Source organism: Rhizomicrobium sp. (assembly GCA_037200045.1).
Lineage (GTDB): Bacteria > Pseudomonadota > Alphaproteobacteria > Micropepsales > Micropepsaceae > Rhizomicrobium.
Map to the genome: position 1 here is coordinate 1,209,650 of JBBCHM010000002.1, position 16,669 is coordinate 1,226,318.

Here is a 16,669-nt window from a genome sequence, read left to right on the forward strand (position 1 = left end):
CGTGCGCACGACCGCGTGGGTCCGCGAGCAGTTGACGGCCGGTCGCGAGATCGCGCTGGTCGATCTGCGCGAGGAAGGCGTCTTCGCCGAAGCCCACCCGCTGTTCGCCGCCTCGCTGCCGCTGAGCACGCTCGAACTCGAGATCCTCGACCGCATCCCGCGCAAGGACGTCGCGATCGTTCTCTACGATAATGGCGAGGGCCTCGTCGCCCGCGCCACCAAGGCGCTGGATGCACTCGGCTACAGCAAGGTGTCCGCCTTGGAGGGTGGGCTCGACGGCTGGCGCGCCGCCGGCGGCGAGATCTTCCGCGACGTGAACACGCCGAGCAAAGCCTTCGGCGAGCTGGTCGAATCCGTGCGGCACACCCCGTCCTTGTCGGCGCAAGAGCTGAAGTCTCTGCTCGATACGCGAGCCGATGTCGTCGTCCTGGATGCTCGCCGCTTCGACGAGTACGAGACGATGAACATCCCCGGCAGCATCAGCGTGCCGGGCGGCGAACTCGTCTATCGCGTCGGCGCCCTCGCGCCTCGCCGCGACACGACGGTGATCGTCAACTGCGCCGGGCGGACGCGCAGCCTGATCGGAACGCAATCGCTGGTCAACGCCGGGATCGCCAACAAGGTGTACGCGCTGCGCAACGGCACGATCGGATGGACGCTGGCCGGGCAGACCCTCGAACACGGCGCGGCGCGGCGGGCACCACAGGCGCCGCAGGACGCGGACACCGCCGTCCAGGCGCGGGCGCTGGCCGACCGCGCCGGCGTGAAGCGCATCGCCCTGAACGAACTGCCCACCCTGCTCTACGACCAGGCGCGGACGACCTATCGCTTCGACGTGCGCACGCCGGAGGAATACGCCGCCGGACATCTGCCGGGCTTTCGCAGCGCACCGGGCGGGCAATTGGTGCAGGAGACCGACGTCTTCGCGCCGGTGCGCGGGGCGCGCATCGTGCTCGGCGACGACACCGGAATCCGCGCCGACATGACGGGTTCGTGGCTGGCGCAGATGAACTGGCAGGTCTTCGTGCTGGACGCGGACGCAAAGACGTCCGCGACCGAGACCGGGCCGTGGAAGCCGCGGCGCCCGCCGCTGCCGCAGGTCGAGACGCTGGCGCCGGCCGAGCTGGACGACCTTGTGCGCAGCGCGCATGCGACGGTGTTCGACCTGTCGCCCAGCGCCGCCTTCGCCAAGGCGCATATTTCCGGCGCCTGGTTCGCGATCCGCGCCGAATTGCGCGACGCGCTCAACGCCGCGCCGCGCAGCGCGATCACCGTGCTCACCTCGCCCGACGGGGCGCTCGCCCGCTACGCCGCCGGCGATCTCGCGGCGGAAGGGGTCGCGGTCCACGTGCTGGACGGCGGCAATGCCGCTTGGCGCTCCGCCGGCCTGCCGGTCGAAGGCGGAATCGCGCGGGCGGCATCGGCGCCGACCGACCGCTACCGCCGCCCCTACGAGGGAACCGACAACCCGGCAAGCGCCATGCAGGCCTATCTCGACTGGGAATTCGGCCTCGTGGAGCAGCTCGCGCGCGATGGAACCCACGGTTTCCGCGTCCTTTGACTTTTTCTCAACGGCGACATTTCCCGAACTCGGTTTGCAGCGGCCGGCCCGCCGGCTAATCTCTACTCGATAGCTAGAGATAGGTGGCCCGTGAGCGTCGAATTCATCGGTTTCGTGAACACGCATGAAGTCTCCGAGACCCGGCCGGCGGCCGGCCCGACGATCCAGCTCGACTACATCGAGAAGGTGGCGCGGGCGCACGAGGATGGCGGCTTCGACCGCGTCCTGATCGCGTTCGGATCGTCGTCGCCGGAAAGCATCCTGATCGGCGCCCATGCCGCGTCGGTCACGACGCGCCTCGGCCTGATGATCGCGCACCGCCCCGGCTTCACCGCGCCGACCATCGCCGCGCGGCAGTTCGCGACGCTCGACCAGCTCAGCAAGGGCCGCGCCGCGGTGCACATCATCACCGGCGGCGACGACGCGGAAATGGCGCGCGACGGCGACCACACGACCAAGGACGAGCGCTATGCCAGGACCTCGGAATATCTCGATATCGTGAAGCTCGAATGGACGGCCGAGAAGCCGTTCGACTATCGCGGCAAGTTCTACCAGGTCGAACAGGGCTTCTCCTCCGTCAAGAGCGTGCAGGCGCCGCACATTCCGGTCTATTTCGGCGGCTCGTCGGAAGCCGCGATCCCGGTCGCCGGCAAGCATGCCGACGTCTATGCGCTGTGGGGCGAGACGCAGGCCCAGGTGCGCGAGACCATCGCGCGGGTGCGCGCCGCGGCGGCGCCGCATGGCCGCAATCCGCGGTTCAGCCTGTCGCTGCGCCCGATCCTCGCCGCCACGGAAGAGGCGGCCTGGGCGCGCGCGGACCGCATCCTCGAACAGGTGAAGGAGATCCGCGCGACGCGCGGCCTGCCGATCTCTGGCCATCGCCCGCCGAACGAAGGCTCCAAGCGGCTTCTGGCCGCCGCCTCGCAGGGCAGCCGCCTCGACAAGCGGCTGTGGACCGGCGTCGCGGCGCTCACCGGCGCGCAGGGCAATTCGACCTCCCTCGTCGGCACGCCCGAGCAGGTGGCCGAGGCGCTGCTCGAATATTACGAGCTGGGCGTCACGACCTTCCTCATCCGCGGCTTCGATCCCTATGACGATGCGGTCGACTACGGCACCAATCTCGTCCCGGTGGTCCGCAAGCTGGTGCGCGAGCGCGAGGCGCTGAAGAAGGCCGGCTAAGGCAGGTCTTCGACCGCCTTGCGCACCAGCGCGCCGAGCCGCGCCACCGACGGGCTCTCCGCGTTGCGGGCATAGAGCGCGTAGGCGATCTCGGGGAGATAGGGCAGCCGGTTGGATTCGATGGCGCCCAGCCCGGCGCCGCCGATGAAGAGCGGCGTGCGGCAGGTGACGCCGAGGCCGCCGGCGACGGCGGCGCGCAGGCCGGTCAGATGCGGCGTCTGCACCACGACGCGATAGGCGATGTCCGCCTTTTCAAGCGCCTTCAGGGCGATGTTGCGAAAGGCGCAGGGTTCGGTGAGCACGGCCAACGGCAGAACCTCCCGTTCGGCGAGCGCGGCATCGCCGATCCACAGCGTCTGGGCGCGCCGGATGACTTCGCGCTCTTCGATTGGCGAAACACACAGCGCGACGTCGAGCCGTCCTTCGCGCAGATGTTCCTGCAGCTCGGCGGTGCCCGCCGCGCGCACTTCGAGCTGGGCTTCGGGATGAAGCAGCGTGAACTGCCGAAGGACGCCGGACAGCAGCACTTCCGCGAAATCCTGCACCATGCCGACGCGGACCGGCCCGTGCACGGCTTCGCCGCGCAAGGACACCACGGCCTGGTCGTTGATGTCGAGCATCTGCCTGGCATAGGCGAGCAGCTCGGTTCCCGCCGGCGTCAGGACGAGCTTGCGCGCGCCTTCGCGCAGAAACAGCGGACGCTGCAGGAGTTCCTCGAGGCGCTTGATCTGCAGGCTGAGCGCGGACTGCGTGACGAAGACGCGCTCCGTCGCCTTCGCCATCGAGCCGGTGTCGACGATCGCGGCGAAGCTTCGCAGAAGTTCTGTCGGCAGATTGGTGACCATGGCGCCTGCATCGCTTGCGAGAGAACGACTTGTACCTTAATCTCTACTAGTTTGATAGTGTATGGTGATCGACAATGAACACGCTTCGTCGCGCAACGTTCCTGGCATGGGCTTTATTGGCTGCCCTGCCCGCGCTGGCCCATGCCGAAAGCGTGCTCAAGGTCGGTGATCAAAAAGGAAGCACACAGGCGGTTATGGTGGCGGCCGGAGTCCTGAAGGACGTGCCCTACCACATCGAATGGGACGTGTTCGCCGCGGCCCAGCCGCTGCTCGAAGCCCTGAACGCGGGCGCCATCGACACCGGCGGCGTCGGCGACGGCCCGTTCCTGTTCGCCTTCGCGGCCGGCGCGCCGATCAAGGTCGTCTCCGTCTATCACGCCGACGTGCATGACAGCGTCGCCATCGTCGCGCTGCCCAATTCGCCGATCCGCCGCGCCGCCGATCTGAAAGGCCATATCGTCGGCACGACGCGCGGCTCGATCGGGCATTACCTGCTCCTGAAGGCCCTGGCGCAGGCCAAGCTGAAGCCGCAGGACGTCACGCTGGTGTTCCTCGATCCCGGCAGCGCGAAAGCGGCGCTGGAAAGCGGTTCCATCGAAGCCTGGGCGATCTGGGATCCCTATGTCGCGCTCGCGATCAACCAGGACAAGGCCCATGTCGTGGCGAACGGCAACGGCCTGCTGCCGGGCTATGGCTTCCAGGCCGCGAGCGTGAACGCGATTACGACAAAGCGCGCCCAGCTTGCGGATTTCCTGAAGCGGCTGGCGAAGGCGCGGCAATGGGTGGTGGCGCACAAGGCCGAATTCGCCGCCGTCTGGTCGAAGGAAACGGGCCTGCCGCTCGCCGTCGCGCAGGCCGTGATCGCCCGGCAGAACTATGTGACCGTGCCGATCGACCGGGCGGTGATCGGCTCGCTCGCCAGCGGCATCGCAGTCTATCGCGCGGCGGGAGCGATCAGCAGCGCGCCGGACGTGGCCACGGCGTTCGACGCGTCGTTCAACAGCATCCTGGCCCGCTGAGCGGCGGCGCGTCAGCCGGTCGCCGAAACGAGGACGGGCGTGCCGCCGCGGCGCTGCTGCGGCGCCTTGGGCTGAACGTCCTGCGGCGCGGGCGGATGCACTTCGACGCCCAAAGCAGCGAGAAGCTCGGCCCGCATCAGCGAGAAGCCGACCATGGCGCGATCGCGCGGATGCGGCTCGGCAATCGCGATCTCCTTCTGGATGCGTCCCTCGCCGAGCACCAGCACGCGATCGGCCAGGAGCAGCGCCTCGTCCACGTCATGCGTGACCAGAAGAACGCTCGGCTTGTGCGCCGCCCAGAGGGCGGAGACGAGCTGGTGCATCTTGATGCGCGTGAGCGCGTCCAGCGCCGCGAAGGGCTCGTCGAGCAGAAGGAGCTTCGGTTCGCGGACCAGCGCGCGGGCCAGCGCCGCGCGCTGCGCTTCGCCGCCGGACAGCGTGGCCGGCCAGGCGTCCAGCCGGTGCGCCAGCCCGACCTCGGTCAGCGCCTGCACCGCCCGCGCCCGCACGTCGCGGCCGTTCAAGCCGAGGGTGACGTTCTGCCAGACTTTCTTCCACGGCATCAGCCGCGGTTCCTGGAACACGACCGCCCGCGTTGCGGGAACGGCGACCTGCCCTTCGGTGACGGGATCCAGGCCCGCCAGCGTGCGCAGGAACGTCGTCTTGCCGGAGCCGCTACGGCCCAGGAGCGCCACGAACTCGCCCGGCGCGATGTCGAAGTCGAGATGGTCGAGCACGGTCACGGCGCCGAAGCGGCGGCTCAGGCCGCGGACCGCCACGCCCGTCTGTCTTGCCGCCAGCGGCGTTTGGTCGAGCGACATGGTCAGCCTTTCAGGATCGAGGGACGCCAGGCAAGCGCCCGGTGCTCCAGCGTGCGGATGATGACGTCGGTCAGAAGCCCGAGAAGCCCGTAGACCATCAGGCCGACCACGATGATGTCGGTGCGCATGAAATCTCGCGCCGACATGATGAGATAGCCGATCCCGCTCGACGCGTTGATCTGTTCGGCGACCACCAGGCTCAGCCAGGAGATGCCCATCGCGTAGCGCAGGCCGATGAGGAAGGACGGCAAGGCGCCGGGCAGGACGACGTGGCGCAAAAGCTGCCACTGGTTGAGGCCGAAGGTCCGGCCGGCCTCCAGGAGCTTTTTGTCGATGCCGCGGATGCCGGAATAGAGGTTGAGGTAGATCGGATAGACGGTGCCGAGCGCCACAAGGGCGATCTTCGGGGTCTCGCCGATGCCGAACCACAGGATGAACAGCGGGACGAGCGCGAGAAACGGGACGGCGCGCAGAATCTGCAGCGGCGCGTCGATCGCGGTCTCGCCACGGCGCGACAGACCGGAGATCAGCGCGAAAACCGTTCCCAGGCTCACGCCAATCGCCAGGCCCTCCATCGCGCGGCGCAGCGAGACCAGAAGATTGTCCGTCAGTTCGCCATCGGCGATGAGCGTCCAGAATGTGCCCAGCACATGCAGCGGCGACGCCAGCGTGCGCTCGGGGATCAGCCCGACCGACGAGGCCGCCTGCCAGGCGAGGAGAATGAGCGCCGGGCTAAGGCCGCGCGCGGCAATCTGCGCGATCTGCCCCGCCTTCTCCGACAGGGGGCGAGGAACGACAAGCGTGGCCATAGACCCTCCAAAGTCTATAGAATTACTATATAATAGGTGGGCGCGGCAAGTCCCTCATCGCGGCGGGGTATCCGCGCTGTCGAGAGCGCGGGCCAGAGCGAAGACCAGTTCCATGCGCCAATGCTCGTTGCTGTGATCGGGGTCGGAAGACCACGCGCCCCAGCCGGAATCGCGCCGATAGCGGCCCAGGGCGCCCTGCGCCAACAGGGCCTGTTCTTCGACGGCGCCCGACGCCGCGCAATCGGGCCCGACATAGAGCGCGTCGGCGTCGCAATAAAGCTCGCACATGAAGCAGGTCTGGCACGCGGAAGGGCGCGCGATCCGCGGCGGGCCGTTGTCGGACACGTCGAAGACATCGGTCGGACAGACCTTGACGCAGACATTGCAGCCGGTGCACCGCGCCGCCACGATCAGCTCGATCATCTCACGCCACCTTGGTCTGAGGCGCGACGTCCGCCGCGATCTCGACGCGATCGAGGCCGGACGCGATCAGCCGGTGCGCCAGCGCGGGCTCCGTCGCCGGCCGGTCCGTTCGCTGGTGCATGCCGCGGCTTTCGCCGCGCGCCAGCGCCGCGCGGCCGCTCCAGCGCGACGCGGCGAGCATCGCCGCGATCTCGCGCAGGCGCAGCGATGCGGCACCGGACGGTGCGCTCCGCGAGCGGATCTCGCTCCAGGCGCCGTCGAGCTTTGCCAGCGAGCGGGTGAGCTTTTCCTCGCTGCGGAAAAGGTTCTTGTCGTAAGCGAGGTTCTCGTCGCGGATGAGGTCGATGAGCGCGGCCGTCTCCTGCTCGCTGGCGGCGCGCGCCGCGCCGGAGCGCAGGCCCGCGCCGCCGATGCGCTCGACCCGCCGGTTCGCGCGGCGGCCGAGCATACGCGCCCTCTGCGCGGCGCCCTCTCCGGCCCATTGGCCGGACGACAGCGCCCAGGACGAATTCTGCGCGCCGCCGCCCGAGGTCGCGCCGGCGATCAGTTCGCGCGTCGCCGCGTCGCCCGCCGCGAAGAGGCCCGGCACGTCGGTCTGGCAGGCGCGGTCGGCGATCCGAAGGCCGCCGATCCCGCGCACCGTGCCTTCGCCCCGCAAGGCGATCTCGAAGCGCTGCGTGAACGGATCGACGCCGGCGCGATCGAACGCCAGGAGGAAATTCGGCGAAATCCGGGACAGGACGGCGCGGATCTCCGCCGGCATGCGCTCCAGCGTCGCGAACACCGGTCCGTCCAGCAAAGCGCGCGCCAGCGTGCGGGTCGCGTCCTGTCCCGGCGGAATCGGAAGCTCGCGGCCGGCGGCGTCGAAATAGCGCGCGAAGGCGAAGGACATCGAGCGCGTCATCGACGACCAGGCCGGCGCCACCGTGTAATAGCTGGTGAATTCCATGCCGGAGAGGCGCGCGCCCGCCTCCGCCGCCATCAACAGGCCGTCGCCGGTGTTGGTGCGCGATCCGAGGAGATGCGAGGCAAAGGCGCAGCCGCCGCTCGCAAGGACCACCGCCGCGGCACGAACCTGCCACGGCCTCCTGCGCTGACGCGCATAGCCGGCGGCGCCCGCCACCGAGCCATCGGCGTGCCGGAGAAGCTCGAGGGCCGGCGACTGGTCCAGGATGGCAACGCCGCTGTCTTCGGCATAGCGGCGCATGGCGCGCATATATTCCGGCCCGCGCAGAGCGCGATGGCGCGGCGCGCCGCCGTCGTCCAACGAGAAGCGGTAGTAGCCGGCGAGCCGTGGGATGCTCTCCCATGTCGTCTCGACGATGCGCGCCATCCAGCTCGTATCGGCCAGGCCGAAGGCACGGGCATTGCGTGCCGCGACCGCCTCGGCCCGCTTGCCCGGCGGGACCCACCAATGGCCGGGACCGGCGGAGGCCGTCACGCCGCTCGTGCCGCAATAGCCCTTTTCGGCGAGGATCACGGTTGCGCCGGCCCGCGCCGCCGCGACGGCGGCCCAGGTGCCCGCCAGCCCGCCGCCGATCACCAGGACATCGGCCTCATAGATGAGGGCATCGCGCTCCATTGCCCGCTATTCGGCGGCGATCGACTGCGACGATGCCGCCAGCTTTCGGACCGCTTCCACGACCGGCTCCGCCTCGGTCCGCGCCAGCCAGTCGGGGCTCACATCGGCGAAGGCGACGACCCGGTCCTGTCCGATCACGATCACCGCCGGCATCGGCAACTCCCAGGTTCCCGTCCCGGTGACATCGCCGATCGGCGTGCCCTTCTTGAGCGCGGCGCGGCGCGACGGCTCGTCGAAGCTGTAGAGGATGCCGAAGGCGCGTCCCAGCGCGTTGTCGGCATCGGTCACGACGGGGAACGGGAAATCGTGGCGCGTCTTGATCTCGACCAGCCGGTCGCCGCGCTGTGGGCTGACGGCGATCAGCGTGGCGCCCAGCCGCTCAAGTTCCGGATGAAGTTTGCGCTGGTAATAGGGCAGCGCGATGTTGCAGGCGGGACATCCGGCGAAGCGGAAGAAGACGAGAACGGCCGGCCCCCGAGCCAGAACCGCGTCGAGCGACAGATCGGCGCCGCCAACCTCGCGCAAGGTAAACGGCGCCACCGCATCGCCCGGCTTGACGAAGCCGTCCCGGTCGGCGGTCCGTTCCAGCAGCGCCCGCTGATCGATGTTCACCTGGAGATCTTCCGGCTTCCAGGTCGCGACCCGTTCCGCGTGGAGCTGCGCGAGCAGATCGCGCACCGATTCCGTCTTTTCCAGTGCCATGCCGGCCTCCCATGCTATTGCCGAACGCAACGGTGCGGGATGGCCGGGGGCTCCGCCAGACAGCTTTTCTCAACATGGCGTCGAGTTAAACTCAATTGGCCGGGTGGCTGGGCGGAACGACATTGCGACCGGGCGGCCGGAACGCGAACACGGGAGCATCGCATGGATCTTCAGCTTCGGGGCCGGCGCGCCGTCGTCACCGGTGGAAGCCGCGGGATCGGCAAGGTCATCGCACGCGAACTGGCCGGCGAGGGCGTCGATGTCGTCATCGGGGCGCGGAACGAAGAACGGCTCGCGGCGACCGCGCGCGAGCTCGGCGCTGCCGGCGATGCACGCTTCGTTCCGATCGCGGTCGACACGGCGAGCGACGCGTCGGTCGCGGCCTTCATCGACGCGGCGGCCAGGACGCTCGGCGGCATCGACATCCTGGTGAACAACGCGGCGCAGCCGGGCGGCGCGGCGCCGGCGGCGCGTCTCGACCAGTTCACCGCGGACGATCTGCTCGGCGACGTGAACGTCAAGGTCGCGGGCTATCTGCGAACCGCGCGCGCGGCGGCGCCGCTCATGCTGGCGGCCGGCTGGGGACGCATCATCAATATCGGGGGACTGGCGGCGCGCCGTTCGGGCCACTATGTCGCTTCGGTGCGCAATTCGGCGGTCAGCGCGATCACCAAGAACCTCGCCGACGAGTTCGGCGGCCGTGGCGTCAACGTCAACGCGATCCATCCGGGCGCGACGCGGACCGAACGCACCGACGCCGAAGCGGCGGCGAAATACGCGGCCAACGCGACCATCGGGCGGATCGTGGACGCGACCGAGATCGCCTGGCTGGTGGCATTCCTCGCCTCTCCCAAAAGCGTCGCCATCAACGGCGAAACGATCGCGGCCGGCGGCGGCACGCCGGGCGTGATCGACTACTGATCGCGCGGCAGACACGAAAGACACGCCGCGGCATCGACCCCAGGCACCCGCTTTCGAGCGCCCGGCCTAAAGATAGACCCAGGGCCTAACCTCGGCGTCGGCCTTGCGCGCGGCGGCGATGCGGTCTTCCTGCTTCAGCGTCAACTCGACGGCATCGAGCCCCTCCAGCAACATCTGGCGAGCCTCCGCATCGATCTGGAACGAGTAGAGCGCGCCTTGCGCGGTGCGCACGAGCTGCTGCACCAGGTCGACGGTGACCGGCGCGGCGGCCGGCCGCGGCAGGATCGATTGCGCGATCGCGGACACCACATCCGCCGCCAGCACCACCGGCACGATCCCGTTGGCGACGCAATTGGCGCGGAAGATCGGATTGAAGGACGGCGCCACGATCGCGCGGAAGCCGTATTCGCCCAGCGCCCAGGCGGCATGCTCGCGGCTCGAACCGCAGCCGAAATTGGCGCCGGTCAAGAGGATGCGGGCCTGGGCATAGGCCGGATCGTTCAGGACGAAGTCCGGATCGGGCTCGCGCCCGCCGATCGCGCGGTAGCGCCAGCCGGCGAACAGGCCATCGGCCAGCCCCTTCTTCGATACCGAACGCATCTCGCGCGACGGGATGATGATGTCGGTGTCGATATTGTCGCGCAGGAGCGGCATGGCGATGGCGGTGAGCACGGTGAACGGTTCCATCAACGCCCGAGCTTTCTGGGATCGGCGATCGCGCCGGCGATGGCGGAGGCGGCAACGGTCTCGGGCGAGGCGAGGTGCGAGCGCGTCTGCGGCCCCTGGCGGCTTTCGAAATTGCGGTTGGTGGACGACACGACGCGCTGGCGCGGGCCGAAACTTTCGCCGCCGGCGAAGAAGCACATCGAGCAGCCCGATTCGCGCCATTCGAAACCGGCGGACAGGAACACCTTGTCGATCCCCTCGCTTTCGGCCTGGCGGCGGACTTCGGTCGATCCCGGCACGCAGATCGCCCGCACGCCCGGCTTGACCGTCCGCCCCCGCAGGATCGCCGCCGCGCGGCGCAGATCGGACAACCGGCTGTTCGTGCAGGAGCCGATGAAGGCCGCGTCGATCGGCAGCCCGGCCAGGCGCTGGCCCGGTTCGAGCGCCATGTAGGAAAGGGCGCGGTCATAGGCCTCCCGCGCGGAGTGGCCGGCGGCGAAGGCGGGGACCTCGCCGTCCAGCGCGACGACCTGCTGCGGGCTGGTGCCCCAGGTGATCATCGGCGCGACATCGCGCGCGTCGGCCGCAAGCTCCGTATCGAAGCGCGCGTCGTCGTCGCTGCGCAGCGCCGACCAGCTTTCGACCGCGCGGGCCCACATCGCGCCGGTCGGCGCGAAGGGGCGGCCCTCGAGATAGGCGAAGACCGCGTCGTCCGGCGCGATGATGGCGGAGAAGGCGGCGAACTCCGTCGCCATGTTGCACAGCGTCATCCGGCCTTCGACATCGAGCGCGCGCACGGCGCTGCCCGCATATTCGACGATATGGCCCTTGCCGCCGGCGACGCCGAACTTGCCCAGAAGATAGAGCGCCAGATCCTTGGCCGTGACACCGGGCGCCAGCGTGCCGTCGATCGTCACGCGCATGGTGCGCGGACGCTTGACGCGCAGGGTGGAGGTCGCGAGGGCGTGCTCGGCCTCGGTCGAGCCAATGCCCCAGGCGAGCGCGCCGAGCGCGCCCTGGGTGCAGGTGTGGCTGTCGGGACAGACCAGCGTCGTGCCGGGCAGCACGATGCCGAGCTCCGGCGACATCACATGGACGATGCCCTGGTTGGGGTCATTGAGATCGAATAGCCGGATGCCGGCGGCGCGCGCGCCCTCGCGTGTCGCCCGGATGAACTCGGTGCCGGTCGGCATCATCGTCTTGTCGCCGCGGCCCGGAAGCGTATCGACGATGTGGTCCATCACCGCGAAAGCCTGGCGCGGCGCATAGACCTTGCGGCCGGCCGCCAGCAGGCTTTTCAGCGCGACGCCGCCGGTGCGCTCGTGCAGCAGCGTGCGGTCGACGAGAATGAGGCCCGTGCCCGGGCCGATCTCCGACACCAGATGCGCGTTCCAGATCTTCTCGAACAGCGTGCCGCTCACGACCCGGCCCCCGCGCACGGCGCAGCGCAATGTCCCATCCCGCGCATCGCTAGACCAGCCCGAAATCACGCAGGATCGCGGAGCCGTCGGCGCCGGCCAGGGGAATGTCGTGTCGAAGACCCGCGCGGGCGCCGTCGAACTCGATCGGCAGCGCGGGAAGCCGCGTCTTGCCGTTGTCGGGAACGGTCACCTCCACCAACCCGCCATCCGCGCGCAGATGCGGATCGTCGAACAGCTCTTCGGGCCGCGCCACCGGCGCGAAGGGAAGGCCGATGGTCTCCAGCAGCCGCACCAGGTCGGCGCGGGCGATGCGCGCGAAGGCATCGCGCACGCTCGGCAGGATCCGGTCGCGCGCCAGCACGCGCTGGTTGTTGGTGGCGAGGCTCGGATCGGCGGCGAAATCGTCGAGCGCCATCGCCTTGCAGAACGAAACCCACTGGCTGTCGCTCACCACGCCCACGAACAATTGCTCGTTCTCGCGCCGTGTCTCGAACACGTCGTATATGCACCACGCCGAAATGCGGACCGGCATGGGCCGGGCCGCCTCGCCGGTGACGGCCTTCTGTGCCATGTGCTGACCCACGAAGAACGCCGTGGTCTCGAACAGCGAGCACTTGACCGTGCCGCCCTTGCCGGTGCACTCGCGCTGGCGCAGCGCCGCCAGGATGCCGATCACGCCGAACATGCCGCCCGCGATGTCGATCACCGAAGCGCCGGCGCGCAGCGGCCGGCCGGGCGGGCCGGTCATATAGGCGAGGCCGCCCATCATCTGGGCCACCTCGTCGAGCGCCGTTCGATCCTGGTAGGGCCCGGTAAGAAAGCCCTTGGCCGAACAATAGACGAGGCCCGGGTTGGATTGCGCGAAACTGTCGGCGCCGAGGCCGAGCTTTTCGAGCGCGCCGGGGCGGAAATTCTCCACCAGCACGTCGGCCTTCTCGATCAGGCGGCGCGCCGTGGCGAGGCCCTCGGAGGTCTTGAGATCGAGGCAGATGCTGCGCTTGTTGCGGTTGAACATCAGGAAATACCCGGCGCCCGAGCCGAGCAGCCGCCGCGTGTGATCGCCGCCGACCGGCTCGACCTTCACGACGTCGGCGCCGAGGTCGCCCAGGATCATGCCGATCGACGGGCCCATGACCATGTGCGTGAATTCGACGACTTTGAGCCCTGCAAGCGGCAACGCATCCATGCTGAATCTGCTTCCCGGTTTCTCCCGCGGCTGCCCTCGACAGCGCGAACTGATTTGATATACTCTTATGACAATAAGCAAGCTACGGTTCGCGCGCGGCATGGACATTTTGGTCAGCGAGGTCGGTCCCCGGGACGGCCTTCAAAGCATCAAGCCGGTCATGCCGCTCGCGGCAAAGAAGGCGTGGATCGCGGCCGAGGCCGCCGCCGGCGTGCGCGAGATCGAGGTCGGCAGCTTCGTGCCGGCGAAACTCCTGCCGCAGCTCGCCGATACCGCCGAGGTCGTCGCCTTCGCCAAGACCGTGCCGGGCCTGACGGTGGCCGTCCTGGTGCCCAATGCGAAGGGCGCCGAGGCGGCGATCGCGGCGGGCGCCGACAAGATCACGCTGCCGCTGTCGGTATCGCAGAGCCACAGCCTGGCCAATCTCAGGCGCACCCATGCGCAGGTCCTCGCGGAGGCACGCGAGATCGCGGCCTTGATCCGTGCGCTGCCGCCGATGCGGCGGCCGCATTTCGAGGGCTCCCTGTCCACCGTCTTCGGCTGCACGATCGAAGGGGCGATCCCCGACGCGCAGATCGCGCGGCTCGCCGAAGGGTTAATGCAGGCCGGCTGCGACGAAGTGGGGCTTGCCGACACCACCGGCTATGCCGACCCTGCCGCGGTGAAACATCTCGTCGCACTGGTGCGCGGCGTGGTGGGCGACAAGGCGCTGACGGGCATCCACCTGCACAACACAAGAGGGCTCGGCCTCGCCAATGTCCTCGCCGCGCTGGAGTGCGGCTTGACGACGGTGGACAGTTCGCTCGGCGGCCTCGGCGGCTGTCCGTTCGCGCCCGGCGCGAGCGGCAATATCGTCACCGAGGACCTGGTGTTCATGCTGCAGGCGATGGGCCTGCACACCGGCATCGACCTGGAGGCGCTGCTCAAGGTGCGCGCCATCCTGGCCGAGGCCCTGCCGGGCGAGCCGCTTTACGGCTTCACGCCGGACGCCGGCCTGCCGCTGGGCTTCACGCCCGAGAAAATCGCTATTCAGGAGACCGCGTAATGGTGTTGGGCACGAAGATGATCCGCGAAGACAAGACGGCGCGGCAGCTGTTCGAAGAGGTGATGGCCAATTCGGCGCGCAAGAAGTTCGGCTTCGGGCGCAAGCTGGCGATCGTCAACGTCGATTTCCAGCAGGCCTATACGCGGATCGACCTGTTCAAGACCGCCTATGAGACCGATCCGCGCCAGATCGAATATGTGAACACGATCTCGCGGCTGGCGCGGCAAAAGGGCATGCCGGTGATCTGGAGCCGGGTCGCCTACAAGGACGATGCCGGCGACGCCGGCGTGTGGGGCACCCGCACCGACACGCCGGATTCGCTGCAGAACATCAAATACGACAGCGAGCGGCACAAATTCGATTCGCGCTGCGAGATCGATCCGAACGACCTGCAGTTCACCAAGCGCATGCCCTCGGCCTTCTTCGAGACGCAGCTGGCGAGCTATCTCGTGTGGCATCAGGTCGACACCGTGGTGGTGACGGGCGGATCGACCTCGGGCTGCGTGCGCGCCACCGCCGTCGAATCGCTCAGCCGCGGCTATCGCACGATCGTTCCGATCGAGACCTGCGCCGACAAGCACGAGAGCTATCACTTCGCCAACCTGACCGATCTGCAGCTCAAATACGCCGATGTCGAGCCGGTGCAGGCCGTGATCGACTGGCTGGAGACGCGCTGATGGACGGCGCGCGCAAGGCCGATCCGGAACTGTACGACTTCCAGGCCTATCGGGGCCGGCCGAAGATCGTGTGGCCGGGCGGCAAGACGGTGGCGGTGTGGGTGGCGCCGAACCTGGAATATTACGAGATCGATCCGCCGGCCAATCCGTTCCGCAAGAGCTGGACCAAGCCGCATCCCGACGTGGTGGGCTATTCGCATCGCGACCATTCCAACCGCGTGTCGCATTGGCGCATGGCCGAGGCGATGAGCAAACACGGCTTTCCCGGCTCGGTGAGCCTGTCGGTCGCGCTGTGCCAGCATCATCCCGAGGTCGTCGAGGACGGCGCCAAGCGCGGCTGGGAGTTCTTCAGCCACGGCATCTACAACACGCGCTACACCTACGGCATGGACGAGGCGCAGGAGCGCGCCATCATCGAGGATTCGATCCGCACCGTCGCCGCCGCCACCGGCCAGAAGATCCGCGGCTGGCTGGCGCCCGCCCTCACCCACACGCCGCGCACGCTCGACCTGATCGCCGAATACGGGCTCGACTACACCTGCGACCTCTATCACGACGACCAGGTGCAGGCGGTGAAGGTGAAGAGCGGCAAGCTCGCCTCGATCCCCTACAGCCTGGAAGTCAACGATCACTATGGCTTCTTCATCTACAATATGAGCCCGCGCGCCTATGCCGATACGCTGCTGCGCCAGTTCGACCGGCTGGCCGCCGAGGGCGCCGCCTCCGGCACGGTGATGTGCATTCCGCTGCATGCCTATCTGATCGGACAGCCGCACCGCGTCGGGCCGTTCGAGCGCGTACTGGAGCACATCGCGCGCGACGGACGCGCCTGGATCGCGCGGGCCGGCGAGATCGTCGATGCCTGGCGCTTGCAAACCGGAGATGCCGGATGAGTCTGGATCCCACCTATCTCGAATATCCCAAGCGCCGCCGCGGCTACGACCACGATCTTTATCCGTGGTCGGCGCTACGCGACCGCAAACCGGTGCGCTGGCCGGACGGCAAGACGGTCGCGATTTGGGTCTGCGTCGACCTGGAATGGTTTCCGCTCGATCCGGCGGACAAGCCGTTCCGCGCGCCGGGCCATATGCAGACGCCCTATCCCGACTATCGCCACTACACGGCGCGGGAATACGGCACGCGGGTCGGCTTCTACCGGCTGCTCGACGCCTTCGCGAAGGCCGGCGTCACGGTCTCCGTCGCGGCAAACGGCGCGATCGCGGAACGCTATCCGCAGATCATCGCCGATATCGGCGCGGCCGGCCACGAGATCATCGCCCATTCCACCGACATGAACGGCACCATCGCCAGCGGCCTCGCCGAAGCCGACGAGCGCGCGCTGATCGCCAAGACAGCGCAGACGCTGGAGAAAGCGACGGGCGTTCGTCCGCGCGGCTGGCTGTCCATCGCGCGTTCCCAGAGCTGGAACACGCCGAACCTGCTGAAGGAAGCCGGCTTCACCTATTGCTGCGACTGGGTGAACGACGAGCTGCCCTATCGCTTCAACAACGGGCTCATCAACCTGCCGCTCAACCACGAGCTGTCCGACCGGCAGATCATCACGGTGCAGCAGCAATCGGCCGACAGCTATGGAGAGCAGATGCTCGACGCCTTCGACTGGCTGGCGGGCGAGGCGAAGACCTATGGCGGGCGGATGCTGCCGCTGAACGTCACGCCCTATATCATGGCCCTGCCCTATCGCATCGGCGCGTTCGAGACGCTGCTCGGCGCCTTGGCGGCGCGCCCGGGGGCATGGTTCGCGCCGGGTGGCGCGATCGTCGATGCGTGGCTGAAAAGCGAGGCCGGCTGACG

General features: G+C 68.6%; 17 protein-coding genes. 8 read left to right on the plus strand and 9 right to left on the minus strand.

Translation table 11 applies throughout. From position 1 onward, the window contains the following. Position 1 precedes the first annotated feature (1 nt). Positions 2 to 1,561 carry a rhodanese-like domain-containing protein gene (locus WDM86_21050; protein ID MEI9992506.1) on the plus strand — a complete coding sequence of 520 codons (1,560 nt, stop codon included), beginning with the start codon at positions 2 to 4 and terminating at the stop codon, positions 1,559 to 1,561. A 90-nt stretch (positions 1,562 to 1,651) separates the two neighbouring features. Then, entirely contained in the window at positions 1,652 to 2,740 is a 1,089-nt protein-coding gene (locus WDM86_21055; GenBank protein ID MEI9992507.1) for an LLM class flavin-dependent oxidoreductase, read from the plus strand. Here the strand turns inward: WDM86_21055 and WDM86_21060 are convergent. Next, positions 2,737 to 3,585 carry a LysR substrate-binding domain-containing protein gene (locus tag WDM86_21060; protein ID MEI9992508.1) on the minus strand — a complete coding sequence of 283 codons (849 nt, stop codon included), beginning with the start codon at positions 3,583 to 3,585 and terminating at the stop codon, positions 2,737 to 2,739. The genes WDM86_21055 and WDM86_21060 overlap by 4 nt on opposite strands. A gap of 74 nt (positions 3,586 to 3,659) precedes the next feature. Here WDM86_21060 and WDM86_21065 point away from each other — a divergent pair, with 74 nt between their 5' ends. Then, positions 3,660 to 4,604: an ABC transporter substrate-binding protein gene (locus WDM86_21065; GenBank protein ID MEI9992509.1), complete on the plus strand. Its 945-nt coding sequence runs from the start codon at positions 3,660 to 3,662 to the stop codon at positions 4,602 to 4,604. An 11-nt stretch (positions 4,605 to 4,615) separates the two neighbouring features. Here the strand turns inward: WDM86_21065 and WDM86_21070 are convergent, their stop codons facing one another. Genes WDM86_21070 through WDM86_21090 form a run of 5 tightly spaced genes read right to left on the minus strand, consistent with a single transcriptional unit; the run spans position 4,616 to position 8,941 of the window. Continuing rightward, positions 4,616 to 5,425: an ABC transporter ATP-binding protein gene (locus WDM86_21070; GenBank protein ID MEI9992510.1), complete on the minus strand. Its 810-nt coding sequence runs from the start codon at positions 5,423 to 5,425 to the stop codon at positions 4,616 to 4,618. Between the two features lie 2 nt (positions 5,426 to 5,427). Beyond that, a complete protein-coding gene (locus WDM86_21075) occupies positions 5,428 to 6,234 on the minus strand; it encodes an ABC transporter permease subunit (protein MEI9992511.1) in 807 nt (268 codons plus the stop codon). 54 nt (positions 6,235 to 6,288) lie between these two features. Next, positions 6,289 to 6,657, minus strand: a complete 369-nt coding sequence (locus WDM86_21080) for a ferredoxin family protein (protein MEI9992512.1) — start codon at positions 6,655 to 6,657, stop codon at positions 6,289 to 6,291. A 1-nt stretch (position 6,658) separates the two neighbouring features. Further along, positions 6,659 to 8,239 carry an FAD-binding protein gene (locus WDM86_21085; GenBank protein MEI9992513.1) on the minus strand — a complete coding sequence of 527 codons (1,581 nt, stop codon included), beginning with the start codon at positions 8,237 to 8,239 and terminating at the stop codon, positions 6,659 to 6,661. Between the two features lie 6 nt (positions 8,240 to 8,245). After that, entirely contained in the window at positions 8,246 to 8,941 is a 696-nt protein-coding gene (locus WDM86_21090) for a peroxiredoxin-like family protein (GenBank protein MEI9992514.1), read from the minus strand. Between the two features lie 162 nt (positions 8,942 to 9,103). On the opposite strand from WDM86_21090, the gene WDM86_21095 reads away from it, so the two are divergent. Further along, positions 9,104 to 9,862 (plus strand): SDR family oxidoreductase, encoded by a 759-nt coding sequence (locus WDM86_21095; protein ID MEI9992515.1) that lies wholly within the window; start codon positions 9,104 to 9,106, stop codon positions 9,860 to 9,862. A 66-nt stretch (positions 9,863 to 9,928) separates the two neighbouring features. On the opposite strand, the gene leuD is transcribed toward WDM86_21095, so the two are convergent. Genes leuD through WDM86_21110 form a run of 3 tightly spaced genes read right to left on the minus strand, consistent with a single transcriptional unit; the run spans position 9,929 to position 13,135 of the window. Next, positions 9,929 to 10,549, minus strand: coding sequence for a 3-isopropylmalate dehydratase small subunit (gene leuD, locus WDM86_21100; GenBank protein MEI9992516.1), 621 nt, complete (start codon positions 10,547 to 10,549; stop codon positions 9,929 to 9,931). Continuing rightward, on the minus strand, positions 10,549 to 11,949 hold the full coding sequence (locus tag WDM86_21105; GenBank protein MEI9992517.1) for a 3-isopropylmalate dehydratase large subunit: 1,401 nt from the start codon (positions 11,947 to 11,949) through the stop codon (positions 10,549 to 10,551). Before WDM86_21105 ends, leuD begins: the two co-directional genes overlap by 1 nt. A gap of 49 nt (positions 11,950 to 11,998) precedes the next feature. Then, on the minus strand, positions 11,999 to 13,135 hold the full coding sequence (locus WDM86_21110) for a CoA transferase (protein MEI9992518.1): 1,137 nt from the start codon (positions 13,133 to 13,135) through the stop codon (positions 11,999 to 12,001). 100 nt (positions 13,136 to 13,235) lie between these two features. Here WDM86_21110 and WDM86_21115 point away from each other — a divergent pair, with 100 nt between their 5' ends. From WDM86_21115 to WDM86_21130, 4 genes are read left to right on the plus strand one after another with little or no spacing between them, the layout of a single operon-like run. Continuing rightward, positions 13,236 to 14,180, plus strand: a complete 945-nt coding sequence (locus WDM86_21115; protein ID MEI9992519.1) for a hydroxymethylglutaryl-CoA lyase — start codon at positions 13,236 to 13,238, stop codon at positions 14,178 to 14,180. After that, positions 14,180 to 14,857: an isochorismatase family protein gene (locus WDM86_21120; GenBank protein ID MEI9992520.1), complete on the plus strand. Its 678-nt coding sequence runs from the start codon at positions 14,180 to 14,182 to the stop codon at positions 14,855 to 14,857. Before WDM86_21115 ends, WDM86_21120 begins: the two co-directional genes overlap by 1 nt. After that, complete coding sequence (locus tag WDM86_21125) at positions 14,857 to 15,750, plus strand: polysaccharide deacetylase family protein (protein ID MEI9992521.1); 894 nt, start codon at positions 14,857 to 14,859, stop codon at positions 15,748 to 15,750. The genes WDM86_21120 and WDM86_21125 overlap by 1 nt, the downstream gene beginning before the upstream one ends. Continuing rightward, positions 15,747 to 16,667, plus strand: coding sequence for a polysaccharide deacetylase family protein (locus WDM86_21130; protein MEI9992522.1), 921 nt, complete (start codon positions 15,747 to 15,749; stop codon positions 16,665 to 16,667). Before WDM86_21125 ends, WDM86_21130 begins: the two co-directional genes overlap by 4 nt. The last annotated feature ends 2 nt before the right edge of the window (positions 16,668 to 16,669 follow it).